The sequence below is a fragment of the Bacteroidota bacterium genome, from assembly GCA_020161395.1.
Taxonomy (GTDB): domain Bacteria; phylum Bacteroidota; class Ignavibacteria; order Ignavibacteriales; family Ignavibacteriaceae; genus UTCHB3.
Map to the genome: position 1 here is coordinate 50092 of JAIUOE010000012.1, position 12663 is coordinate 62754.

The 12663-nt window shown below is 42.5% G+C and carries 12 protein-coding genes; 7 read left to right on the forward strand and 5 right to left on the reverse strand.

What is annotated here, in order from left to right:
* Position 1 precedes the first annotated feature (1 nt).
* On the forward strand, positions 2–796 hold the full coding sequence (locus LCH52_14980; protein MCA0389790.1) for a TonB family protein: 795 nt from the start codon (positions 2–4) through the stop codon (positions 794–796).
* Here LCH52_14980 and LCH52_14985 read toward each other — a convergent pair.
* Positions 793–1932, reverse strand: a complete 1140-nt coding sequence (locus LCH52_14985; protein MCA0389791.1) for a 4-phosphoerythronate dehydrogenase — start codon at positions 1930–1932, stop codon at positions 793–795. The genes LCH52_14980 and LCH52_14985 overlap by 4 nt on opposite strands.
* A 144-nt stretch (positions 1933–2076) precedes the next feature.
* On the opposite strand from LCH52_14985, the gene LCH52_14990 reads away from it, so the two are divergent.
* Positions 2077–2418, forward strand: a complete 342-nt coding sequence (locus LCH52_14990; GenBank protein MCA0389792.1) for an STAS domain-containing protein — start codon at positions 2077–2079, stop codon at positions 2416–2418.
* A complete protein-coding gene (locus LCH52_14995) occupies positions 2418–2990 on the forward strand; it encodes an ATP-binding protein (GenBank protein MCA0389793.1) in 573 nt (190 codons plus the stop codon). The genes LCH52_14990 and LCH52_14995 overlap by 1 nt, the downstream gene beginning before the upstream one ends.
* Positions 2991–3001: 11 nt before the next feature.
* On the opposite strand, the gene LCH52_15000 is transcribed toward LCH52_14995, so the two are convergent.
* Positions 3002–3487 (reverse strand): TlpA family protein disulfide reductase, encoded by a 486-nt coding sequence (locus LCH52_15000; GenBank protein ID MCA0389794.1) that lies wholly within the window; start codon positions 3485–3487, stop codon positions 3002–3004.
* A gap of 92 nt (positions 3488–3579) precedes the next feature.
* On the opposite strand from LCH52_15000, the gene LCH52_15005 reads away from it, so the two are divergent.
* Complete coding sequence (locus LCH52_15005) at positions 3580–4524, forward strand: D-glycerate dehydrogenase (GenBank protein MCA0389795.1); 945 nt, start codon at positions 3580–3582, stop codon at positions 4522–4524.
* 174 nt (positions 4525–4698) lie between these two features.
* Positions 4699–6978 carry a hypothetical protein gene (locus LCH52_15010; GenBank protein MCA0389796.1) on the forward strand — a complete coding sequence of 760 codons (2280 nt, stop codon included), beginning with the start codon at positions 4699–4701 and terminating at the stop codon, positions 6976–6978.
* A gap of 71 nt (positions 6979–7049) precedes the next feature.
* Here the strand turns inward: LCH52_15010 and pepT are convergent, their stop codons facing one another.
* The gene (gene pepT, locus LCH52_15015) at positions 7050–8300 is read right to left on the reverse strand and encodes a peptidase T (GenBank protein ID MCA0389797.1); all 1251 of its coding nucleotides are present in this window, start codon (positions 8298–8300) and stop codon (positions 7050–7052) included.
* Between the two features lie 170 nt (positions 8301–8470).
* Here pepT and LCH52_15020 point away from each other — a divergent pair, with 170 nt between their 5' ends.
* Entirely contained in the window at positions 8471–9682 is a 1212-nt protein-coding gene (locus LCH52_15020) for an ATP-grasp domain-containing protein (protein ID MCA0389798.1), read from the forward strand.
* Between the two features lie 14 nt (positions 9683–9696).
* Positions 9697–10365, forward strand: coding sequence for a hypothetical protein (locus tag LCH52_15025; GenBank protein ID MCA0389799.1), 669 nt, complete (start codon positions 9697–9699; stop codon positions 10363–10365).
* 74 nt (positions 10366–10439) lie between these two features.
* Here the strand turns inward: LCH52_15025 and LCH52_15030 are convergent, their stop codons facing one another.
* Both LCH52_15030 and LCH52_15035 read right to left on the reverse strand, forming a co-directional pair.
* A complete protein-coding gene (locus LCH52_15030) occupies positions 10440–12248 on the reverse strand; it encodes a M48 family metalloprotease (protein ID MCA0389800.1) in 1809 nt (602 codons plus the stop codon).
* A gap of 223 nt (positions 12249–12471) precedes the next feature.
* Positions 12472–12636 carry a hypothetical protein gene (locus LCH52_15035; GenBank protein ID MCA0389801.1) on the reverse strand — a complete coding sequence of 55 codons (165 nt, stop codon included), beginning with the start codon at positions 12634–12636 and terminating at the stop codon, positions 12472–12474.
* Between the last annotated feature and the right edge of the window lie 27 nt (positions 12637–12663).

A 12663-nucleotide genomic window follows, 5' to 3' on the forward strand; every position in this document is an offset into this window, starting at 1 on the left:
TTTGATCCTGACCGTTTTCGTGGCAGTTCTCTCACCCCTGTTGAATGCTCAGGACACATTAAAAAATTTTCACCCGAATGGTGCTGTTTCTGAAATTTTTGTCCTTAAAAACAAAGTACGAGACGGAGTCGGCAGGATTTTCGATCCCTCGGGGCACCTTGTTTCCGAAATTCCGTATATATCAGGGAGAGTTGAGGGAGTTGTAAAAAACTACTACAGCAACGGAAGTGTGATGGAGTCTTTTCAGATAGTTGACGGAAGAAGAACGGGTATTTATGAGAGGTATGATTCGCTTGGGAACCTGGTTGCCAGCCTTAATTTTTATAACGGCGCCATAAAAAAGTCAGATCCCGTTTCGCCCGACAATCAGATTGCCGGTGATGACAACGACAACAAAAAATATAATCTCGCCTCCATAAAGCTCACTAAAGAGGAAGTGGCATTCCTTCAAAAATACAAACCTGCGATTCCCCCGGGTGACCCCGCGATTTACGACACTTACGATGAGCCTGCCCGCTTTCTAAGAGGTGAAGAGGAATTCTACAGCAGGTTGTTCTATCCTTCGCGAGCAATGGAAGACGGACTCGAAGGAACGGTCATCATCCGAGCCCTCATCAACACTGAAGGAGCAGTCGAAAAAACAGAAGTGGTAAAATCCCTCGGGCTGGGATGTGACGAGTCTGCAGCAATCACCGTGCGATACACAGCTTTTCTACCGGCAAAGTTGAAGGGACGGGAAGTAAACGCATTCACAGACATAACCGTTAATTTTAAGCTCCCCGCAAAGGGGAACTAACCTCCTGAAAAATTGTATCTGAGCGCCTGAAGCCCCGCTTTTATGACAGGATCAACGATATCCCCTTTAATAAAATAGTTTGAATACTCCCGCCTGAGATTGTAGTGCTTTCTTAAGCTGTCAAAAGCAGCACCTCTTTCCCGGTCGGGAAGTTTGGCAGCTTCATGCATATTTGCGGTATCTGAATCAGGATCATAATCAAAACAGAGAATCCTCTCGACAGTATCTTCGAAACTCCCCGTGTCCCGGTATTCCACCACATTGTTTTCCACCTTGGGCAGAGCGGGAGGCGATTGCCTTTCCAAACCGAGGAAATCGCACAAGGCATCATGGATTATCCGGGTTCCGTTTATTTTCCCTTCAAGAGAGTATCCCGCAACATGGGGTGATGCTATGAAGGTTTTGGCAAGAAGTGAAGGTGAAAAGAGAGGTTCCCCCTCCCACACATCAAGTATGGCGGTAATGTTGCTCTCTGCAAGTTTGAAATCAAATGCAGAGTTGTCAATTACTTCCCCTCTCGATGCGTTTATCACAATGGCATCGTTTTTCAGAAGTTTCATCCTCTCAGCATCAAGCAGATGAAATGTACGGTCAGTCCCTGTGCGGTTAAGCGGTGTATGAAACGAGATGATGTCGCATTTCAATGCATCTTCCAAAGAGCGGAATTTTGGATCGCCTGTTTCCCGATGCAGTGGCGGATCATTCACAACTGTCTCGAAACCGAAAGCTTTTCCTATTCTTTCGACTCGACTGCCGATATTGCCACATCCAACAATACCTATTGATTTCCCTCTAAGTGAAAACCCCTTTCTTACCGCAGCACGGAAAATCGAAATGAAAACATATTCTGCCACTGCATCTGAGTTGCAACCTTTAGCCGACGAAAATCCAATCCCCCTATCAGCAAGATAAGCGGTATCAACATGATCTGTACCTATCGTTGCAGTACCCACAAACCGTACACTGCTCCCCTCGAGGAGTTCCCTGTTTACATTCGTTATCGATCTTACAATAAGAATGTCAGCATCCCTGACAGTCTCCGGGGTGATCTTTCTGCCATGCACCAGTTCTGTTCGTCCGAGATATTCGAATGTTTGTCGGGCGTTTTCTATATTTTCATCTAAAATAATATTCAATTTCATTCAGTATAATTAGTTTTGCTTGAAAATCAATTAATAAATTTAATCTTTTTTGATTTATGATACAATTATATTTGATTTGTTCACCAAATCAACTTAAGTTTAGGATATGGTTTTTATTTCTTCAACAGAGTTGACAAAATGAACTTCGACATAATGATACACAGCGGAATCAAGGTTTTCCGTATTCATAACCCGCGCGCTACCTCAACGATTGCTCCTGAATTCAGGAATCTTCTTATCGAGGAGATTACCATGCACCCGGGTGCGATTATAGCAATTGATTTTTCCAAAGTTGACTATATCGATTCCTCTTTTATCGGGTCACTTGTTGCCGGATATAAGGAATCTCTCAAACACAATGTTACAATAAAAGTTTTTGGAACACAGGAAAGAGTTGAATCAACATTCGAGTCGACAAAGCTTTACAATTTGTTCGAAATATTCAAAAACTTTACACAGTTGAAGAAAACACTGGAATAATGGACCCCTGCAAGGTTTCTCTAAAATTACCGGCTTCTGCCAGACATCAGGTCTTCTTCTCGGAAACGGGGATCAGGATTATTGAGTCCTTCGCCGGAATTGAGAAATCTGCGGAGAACACAAAATACCTTTCAGACTGCAAACTCCTCCTCCACGAACTTTTCACAAATGCCGTCAACCATTCAGGCAGTTCGGAAGTTGAATTTCAATTTTCGTTCGAAGAGGACCTCTTTAGCATCGAAATGGTTTTTGAAGGAGCAGGATTCACGATAAAACCGGTGAAGGAAGACAGCACTCCGGGAACCGTAAAACACAAGCCACCTTACAAAGGACTCGAGGGGGAAAAATTCATCCTTCATCTCGATGCTGATTTTGAAGTGGTGTGTGAAGTGACGGGAGAACATGAGCTTACTCTTAAGAACAGAGAGCGAACCTCACCAAAAGCGGAGGACAGGTTTTCCATCCCTGAACATTTCGGATTGTTTATTATAACAATGCTTGGGCACGATGTACATTATAAAAGGGACAAGGAAGGGAAGAACTTCTTCAGCCTGAAAAAATCCCTCCCCTGAGAGGCATCAGCCTACTTCAGTAATCCTTCAATATCTTTTTCGTATTCCGATTTTGGTATCAATCCCACATGTGTCTTCACAATGTTCCCTTCACGGTCAATAACAAAACTTGTAGGTATCGACTCGATATTTCCGAACAGTCCCACTGTTTTTTCGTCACCGTAAACCACCGGATAGTTGATTTTATATTTGGAAACAAACGGCTCCACATCCTTGATGGTTCTTTTGTCATCAAGACTTATCCCGATAATCACGAGGTCTTTTCCATATTTTTCCTGCAATTCGACAAGGTCGGGAATTCCCTTTCTGCAGGGGGGGCACCAGGTAGCCCAAAAATCTATGATCACTATCTTTCCCTTGTAATCGGAAAGTTTAATCATCTTTCCGTCGGTCGCCTTTAACTCGAAATCGGGTGCCTTGTCGTACACTTTAAATCCGAATGAGAATAAAACCGCAACGAATGCCGTCAAAAATATAAAACTGGATTTGCGCGTCATTTTTACTCCATTAATTTGGTTGAAATAAAAACCATGATAAAAATTAAATTTGAATGGTCAAATTCATAAATTTAGTCCCTAAAGTTACCTCTATGAAAGTATTTTCAACTTATCACCTTCCCGGCAATCTCGAAGAAAAGTTTCAGAGCCACAATATTCAATACACTGAAAATCCGTTTAACCGCTCTTTAACCAGAGATGAAATAATTCAGATGGCAAAAGACTGCGACGGACTCATCTCCCTTCTTAGTGATAACATAGGCAAAGAGGTCATCGGTTCCTTGACCCGCTGCAAAATTATTGCGAACTATGCGGTTGGATTCAACAACATCGATCTGGATTCAGCCAAAGCAAACGGCATTGTGGTAACAAATACCCCGGGTATCCTTACTGATGCCACAGCGGAAATCACTTTCGCCCTCATTCTGGCTGCTGCGAGGAATCTCAGGGAGGGTGAGTTGATGGTAAGGGAAAACCGCTTTACAGGTTGGAAACCGGAATTGCTGACAGGTCCCGGTCTTACAGGGAAAACCTTGGGAGTGGTCGGAGCCGGAAGAATAGCACAGGCTGTTGCCCGGATTGCGGTTGCGTTCAAAATGAAGGTGATTTATTATTCCCGGAGCAGGAAACCTGAAATGCCCGGAGAATTCTCAGATTTGGAAAACCTGATGCGGACTTCCGATTTCATCTCCCTCCACATCCCGCTTAATCCTGAAACCAGGGGATTAATTTCCGCCCCGATGCTCGACCTGATGAAGAAGGATGCAGTTTTCATTAATACATCCAGAGGTGAAATAGTGAATGAAAAACATCTTATTGGAATTTTGAAGAATAATAATATATATGCAGCTGGATTTGATGTTTACACAAATGAACCCGCGATTGACCCCGAACTCCTCTCTCTGGACAACGCAGTACTCCTCCCGCACCTCGGAAGTGCCACATTTGAGACCAGAAAAGCGATGGCGCACCTCGCTGCAGACAACATTATAGCTGTTCTTACAGGTGACAAGCCTCTCTCTCCCGTTGGCTCATGATATGATTTATAATACAAAGTTTTACCATTGAAGGATATTTTACTCCCTTCCCTCAAATATTTTTTGGAAGCAATTTAATTTATTAGTATTTTGCCGTTGATAAAGTTGATATGTTTTGATTATTTTCAATTCATATTTAATATCAATTTTTAACCGAACTATTTAAATGATGCCATGATGAGATATTCAATTACTTCCGGTGATGAAAACCAGGAATTCAGACTTCTTTCTACACCACTTTTTTGCGGAATCAACCCTTTAACCCCTGATGAATCAATTTTCCCTGTGGAGATTGACGCGTCACTGTTTCCAAAAAATTCACAAAGACTCTTTGAACTTGCCGGGGCGAAAGAGTACACGGACATACTGAATATTCACTATGTTTCCCTGTTAAGAGACCGCAGAGTCAGAAAGGTGACCATCGACCAGACCCGTCACCTGATTGCCGAACTTTTTTACGGTGAACCGGGAAGGTTTCTGAAGGAAATTGATAAGAGAAGTGCTCTCAAACTGAAGGAGACATTCCCTGAAAAAATATTTCTCGATGGTCATGAAATGGAAATTACTCCCGTCTTAAGAGAAATTCTTGATCATCCGGCAAAAAGATACCTTCTTAAATTCAGCACAAAAAATAAAAAGTATATTTCAAGCAATCTCTGGATCAAAAAAGTCTACCACATCCACAACCTGCTCGCTTTCTATCCCGATGAGTACCTTAAAAGTGTAACAGTACCAAAAGAGAGCCTGACTGATATGATTCGATCTTTCATGTCGATTATCTCGAGTCAGACCACGGATGTCTACTCTGCAAAGACTTCCCACAAAGATGTCATCGCTGAAGCAGCTCTTATTCTGCAGGCTCTTCACGATATCCAGGATGAGAGGACGAAGGATTTTATTCATCTCCGTTTTGGGCAGGGGCTGGATATGAAGGTTATTGGTAAAAAACACGGTATCTCGTCAGAAAGAGTAAGGCAGAAACTTGTCGCTTTCATCGATGATGCCCGCCACGACATTTCTCCTCTCGAAAGAAAGCTGCAGGCGCACATACTGAACCAACTGGTCAGGCAACCCGAAGTGCTCCAACCTGATTTTTTTCATAATGATATAATGGAGGTGGACACCTTCGTCAGAATGTTGAATACCATCTACCCGAGTATTCCATCATATTGTAACAAGTTTTTTGTTTCTCAAAATATTTATCGCGAAGAAAATCCGCTCTACGGCCACTATCTGAGACTCCGTGAATATTTCAAGGAAAAAGATGGCGTCACCATGGAACAATTCATGGAAGACTTCTCTGATGTAAAGGGCTGGGAGAAACTTAATATTTTTAGAATCCTCCTGGCGATAAAATATTTTAAAATTATCCGCAAAAACAACACATGTATCCTTAGAGGGAGATTGAGCCTGCCCGAAATGGCTGAACACACACTTCAGGGAAGGGATGAGGCTATGAAAATAAAAGACCTCATCGCTCTCATCAAAGATTTGTATGGCAGAGAATACCACGATCTGAAGGTCTCCCTGTGTCACATAAGAATGAACCCCAGTGTCCTGCAGCTCGACCGGGATACTTTCGGCGTCGAAAAACATCTTTCCTATCAGGGTGATGAGTCGCTTGCGATCCAAAAACTTGTTGCAGATTTTCTCGAAGAACAGAAGAAAATTGTTGATGCCTCCGTTCTTTTTAAGCTCGCTAAAAAACAGTTTCCCCGCATCAGATCTAAATATGAACTGGTGCAAATTCTCAGGAGAGGGAAGGATATTGTCGATCTGGGATTCTTCTGCTTTATTCACAGTTCTGTAAAGATGGACCAAAGAAAGATTGTGAATGAGTATCTTGTCGAAGTATTGAGTAAAAACAACTTTGTAATGCATGGAAAAGAACTTCTGGCTGAGATCAATAAAAAAAGGGTTGTCAGCGTTACAGGATTCTCCAGTAAACTTCAGCATGTCGATTTTATCGATTCCTACGGTGGAAACTTTTACGGCTTGAAAGACCACAGGGAAGAGAATAAAAAAACCATCGCCAAAGACCCCCTGTTCATCAGCAACTTCCTCTTCCAGTCGGCATATCCCGATATGAGATTATCGAAGGTACCTGACCTCTTTAAAGAATTCGATGTCGAAACCATTACTAATACAATCCTGACGAGTGATCTTTTTATCCTGTTCGATCATCCTGATTTACAGGACAAACTGATCCTTTCCAAAAGCTGGAAAAGGAATAAACTGTTCTATATCATTCTGTACGCTCAGAAACGGGCAATCACACTTGATGAGCTCAACAATTATATGCAGCCACTGGGATATGATTCCGCAGTTCTGCCAAAAATAAACTTCTATGCTCTTGGTATCGAAGTGGCAAAAGAATACTGCTGGATAAGGGGGAAAACTCCGGTTCCAAAGGACCTGCCGAGACGACGCAGAACCCGCAAAAAGAAAGCTTAAATTAAAATAAAACAAAAAAGGCTGCCCGAAAGAGACAGCCTTTTTTAGTTTTTAGAACTTTAAATGACGGATCAGGAATTTGTTTCCCAGACATTTGCCAGGGTAACTATGTTCTTTACCGACATTTCCATATCCTGAATTGCAACCCATTCTGTTGCTGCATGGAAATTATGTCCGCCCGCAAAAAGATTTGGGGTGGGCAAGCCCATGAAACTGAGTCTCGAACCGTCTGTTCCCCCTCTTATTGCTGACTGGATTGGTTTTATGCCAAGTCGTTTTAGTGATTCAAGGGCGTTATTCTCAATTTCAGGATGCTGATCAAGTATGTATTTCATGTTTCTATACTGTTCCATAACCTGAAACTCGTAATTCGCTCCCGGATATTCGGCAATAACATCCTTCAACAGGTTTTCGAGGAATCTCTCGTATTCTTTCAGTTTATCATCAATGAAGTCACGAATGATAAACTTCAATACCGTCTTTTCCTCAGTTCCGTTGAATGCAACACAATGGACATAACCTTCCCTGCCTTCGGTCATCTCGGGACAGAGCGAATCCTTTGGTAACTTTTCCATGAATCTTGACGCTACCCGAATCGAATTTATCATCTTTCCTTTTGCGTATCCCGGGTGCACATTCTTTCCAAGAATCGTGATTGCCACAGCATCAGCGCTGAATGTCTCTGTTTCCACTTCACCACGGGTTGAACCATCTATCGTGTAGGCATACTTCGCTCCAAATCCTTTTACATCAAAATGTTCGGTTCCTCTGCCCACTTCCTCATCGGGTGTGAAGCAGATTCTGATCTTTCCGTGTTTAACTTCAGGATGTGTAACCAGATAATTCATCGCGTCCATAATTTCAGCAATGCCGGCTTTGTCATCGGCTCCAAGAAGTGTGGTTCCGTCTGTTGTGATGATATCAAAACCAGCCATCTCCTTCAATTCAGGATTCGATTCCACATCGATAACCTTTGTCGGGTCGCCCGGCAATACAATATCTGTACACTGATAATTTCTGTGGATTACCGGCTTCACATCTTTCCCGCTGATTGCAGGTGATGTGTCAACATGAGCTATAAATCCAATGACAGGCACTTCCTTTTCACTGTTTGAAGGAAGTGTTGCGTACACATATCCGTGTTCGTCAAGAACCGCATCCACAAGTCCGATAGCTTTGAGATCCTCAACGAGTATGCGCGAAAGGTCCATCTGCTTGGCAGTGGTTGGAAACCCCGGAGCATCATCATCTGATTGTGTATCCACTTTTACATAACTTAAAAAACGGTCAGTTACTGTAAACTTATAATTTGGGTCAAACATCTCTTTCTCTCGATTTATTTTCAAAACAGACTTCAATAATAGAGAAAATTTACACCAATTTCAATTGTTTTTTTATTCCTCTCCATTTTATTTTTGACAAAAGAATGCCATAAATCTAGATTATTCCTTATCTTTTACTTTTTAATATCAAAAAATTAACAGGTAACCAGATGTCTAACTTAAAGAAGAAAACAATCCTTTGTATCTCAAGCTTTTACAAAGGTTCCGACTTTTTGGTCGCTGCTCATGAAACCGGCTGGCATGTTATTTTTATCACTTCAAGAAGCCTCGAATATGAAAACTGGCCCAAAGAAAGCATCGATGAAATCTATTATATGCCCGACAACAACAAGGAGTGGCATCTTCCCGACCTCATTAAAGCGGTAAGCTATCTTGCACGGCATGTTGTTATCGACAGAATCGTCGCCCTCGACGATTTTGATGTTGAAAAGGCTGCCGCACTTCGGGAGCACCTCCGGGTCCCGGGTATGGGAGAAACTACCATGAGATACTTCAGAGACAAATTTTCGATGCGGATGCTCGCACGCGAAAAAGGTGTGCTCGTCCCCGATTTCATCCATGTCCTCAACTACGATGAAATCAATAAATTCATGGATTCCACAGAACCCCCCTTCATTATGAAACCCAGAATGCAGGCAGGCTCCATCGGCATGAAAAAACTCGAATCGAAGGCGCATGCCTGGGATGTTATTAATCAACTGGGTGACGAACAGTCAGGCTACCTGATGGAAAAATTCATCCCCGGAGATATCTATCATGTCGACACGATAATCCAGGATCATGAAATTAAATTTGCCATATGCAGTGTCTATGGTCTTCCGCCCCTCGAGGTCGCTCATCAGGGGAGGGTGTTCACAACCCGCACCGTACTCAGAGGCAGTGAAGACGAAGCAGCACTTCTAAAATTGAATGAAACTGTACTTAAAGCACTCGGCATGAAAACCGGGGTCAACCATACTGAATTCATCAAAGGAAAAGACGGGCATCTTTACTTCCTCGAGACCTCGGCAAGGGTTGGGGGTGCAAACATCGTTGAGCTCGTTCTGGCTGCAAGCGGCATCAATCTCTGGGCTGAATGGGCAAAACTTGAGACTCTGGATAAAGGACATAAGTACCGACTGCCAAAGTTGAAGAAACATTACGCAGCACTTCTGAATTCTCTCGCAAAACAGGAGTACCCCGACCTTCATGCTTACAATGATCCTGAAGTAGTTTGGAGACTGAAAAAACAGTATCATGCCGGCCTCGTTATTTCGTCCCCCAAATATGACCGGATAACAAAACTCCTTGATGAATATGTGAAGAGATTCTATGTCGACTTCTTCCATTTTGTTCCGATGGGTGACAAGGCAGCGAACTGACTATGACGGATAAAATGAAATTGAATGCTCTGACATTTTCCATTCTGTTTTTCGTCTCACTCCTGACAGCAGGATGCCTGAATTATTCACAGGAGACACAACTGAACAGGGATGGCAGCGGGATGATGAAACTGAGCTACTCCTTCCCCGCAGGCTCTCAACAGGGAAGAGAACTGTCGCAGCAACTTGACACTGCTGAAATCAGGAAAAGGATCCAGGATACCCTCTTCACAATAAATAAAATCTCAACCAAATCGGGAGAGGGAGAAGCCTGGACTGTTCAACTCGAAATCGGCTTCAAATCGGTAGAGGCGCTGAATAACACCCGTCTGTTTAACATGTTCGACATCTCATTTCAGGACGGGGCTCCGGGACAGAAAAAATTTCTTCAATATATTAAACCATCATCTGAAAGACCTGACCCCCGAATCGAATTCACAAGAACATTCATCTTTGAGTTCGATGGTGAGATCATCACTCACAATGCTCACAAGGTTGATGGAAGCAGATATATCTGGGAATTCAAGTTCAACGATATTGGTGATGGTAAATATATAGAAGCCACTTTCGCACCTCAGGAACCCAATTATATTGTCTTCTACATTCTTGGCGGTCTTGTTGTAGTTGTGGTTCTGGTATTCTTCCTGCTCAAAAGACGAAGAGTGAAACCAGCTTCAGAGTAGTTTTTTTACCTGACTGTTTAAAACAAAAAGAGGCTGCTTTTTCGGACAGCCTCTTTTTTTTGAATTGTTTCGTCTTAGTAGGCCATGATTCCTGCAATTATTCCGTCGACTGCGTAGATGATTACTCCGTAGTCTTCGAATACGAGTTGCTGTTCAGAACCAAAATCGTCAACATAAGTAGCTTCACCGAGCAACTTGAGTGCATCCTGAAGGTCATCGTTTACGCTGAATGATTTACCGTTCACTGTCAGTTTAAGAGTAGGATCGAAGGATACAACTCCTACAACTTTATTGTTGCTGTCGAAGTAGATGATAGCTGCAGGTGTATCGTATGACCAGATGTCGCCGTATTCATCTTTGCTCTTTGAAGCAGGGAGTTTCAGTTTGTTCAGTACATCACTCTGGCTCATTCCCATGTTCAGACCGGCAAGTGAAGGAGCATTCTTTGTGGCACCGGCTTTGAATTTGTTTTTAGGTCTGGTATCAGGTCTGTCGTCTTTCTTTGGAGCAGGATCTTTTTTCTTGTCTGCTGATGGAGCTTTTTTGCCTTCGAGTACATCAAGTTTCTCTTTAGCCTGTGAAGCATAGTAGCTGTCTTTGAACTTCTGGAGGAAGTTTTTCCAGGTGTTGATAGCTTCATTTTTCATCTGACCATAGGTGTAGGCGAGTCCCATGTTGTAGAGAGCTTCCGGTCTGGTCGGATCAGTAGTGTTCGCTGTCTTAAAGATATCTGCAGCTTCTTTATATTTGTTCTGCTCGAGCTGGAGGAATCCTTTGGCAATCATCACATCGTATGATTTCTTGGATACTGATTCTGCTTTTGCGATAGCGTCGACTGCTGGCTTGTAGTTCTTGGTCAATGTGTTCAGAACTGCGAGGTTAACATACGCCTGGATGTAGTTTGGATCGATCTCAAGTGCTTTGGCAAGAGCCTTCTCAGCTTCTGCAAGTTCGGAATTCTTCAGATTGTACTCACCTCTTTTGGTATTTACAGTGAATATGTTGGTGAAGAAGTCAACTTTTGAAAGTGTTGTCGGGAGCAGCACTTCAAGCTGGATTCCCTTCTGATTCAATTTCTGTGAAAGTACCGCAACTGCGAGGTTGTTGTAACCTTCCTTGAAGTTTGGATATGCAGAGATGAATTTATTGAAAGCAGTGATCGAGTTTTTATAATCGCCTGAATTAAGGTAGATCAAACCAAATTCGAAATTTCTTGCATATTCATAGTAGGTGGCGATGTGTTTGAATACTTCAACAACTCTTGCGGTAAAGTTGGGATGTGTAACATAACTCATTGTGTGAGGTGTGTACTCATATCCCTGGTTTGTCATGAAGTTGAACCATTCAATTCCGCCCAATGGTGAGTATCCGGCTCTCATTGTGTAGAGAACTGCATACTTGTCTGCTTCGAATTCCATTTCACGGCTCAGTTTCAGGAACTGCTCTTCTGTGGCGTTGGGGTTTTTATTCAAAAATTCGTCACCTTTTGCAGGGTGTTTCATCAGAACATGTGCAAGCTCGTGGGCAAGAACAAATGCAAGCTGATCAATGCTGTTTCCTACCGATTTGAACAATCCGGTGTGAACATAGATGCTGTCGTTGATGTAAGCAAAAGCGTTGATCTCTTCATTTTGAATCAGCTTAAACTTAATGATGCTGCTTCCGGTAAGTCCGGCTGCCTTGTTAAGAACTTTGGCAATCTCCTGAATTTTTTTTGCCTGCTCTGTTCCATAAACAGGTTTTCCATAATTTGCAATTACAATACTGTCGTGATTAATCTCGACCTGGTTTTTCTTCCTCTGTGCCGTCAAATCGGGGGATACAAAGGATGCGATTATAAGCAAAGCAAAAAGCGCTGCTACAAAGTTGAATGATGTTTTCATTGTGGTGTCTCCGGGTTATTAAATTTGAAATTGTTTAATATTTCTACTTACAGGGAAGAAACATGTTCCGGGGTCGTTTCATCCGTGTGACAAACGGCATATTTGTGTGATGATCGTTATTTTTTTGATGTAAAGAAAGTGATGAGATTTTCGAGGTGCAATTTAGGAAAAGAATCTGTAAAACAAAAAAAAAGCGTCCGGGGGAGCGGACGCCTTTTAAAACTTATTTTATGTCCGTTACTTTTGACATGTCGTCAAGTTTTACGAATTTCTCGTTAAACTTGAAGGAACCTTTGTCAGTCTTCACCGACTTGATCACCTTAACCGAGGTAAACGGATCTTTTTTCTTGCCTTTTGCTTTATCGCCGAAGGATTGAACTTTTGCCATTTTTTATTCTCCAATTATCAAGACTAC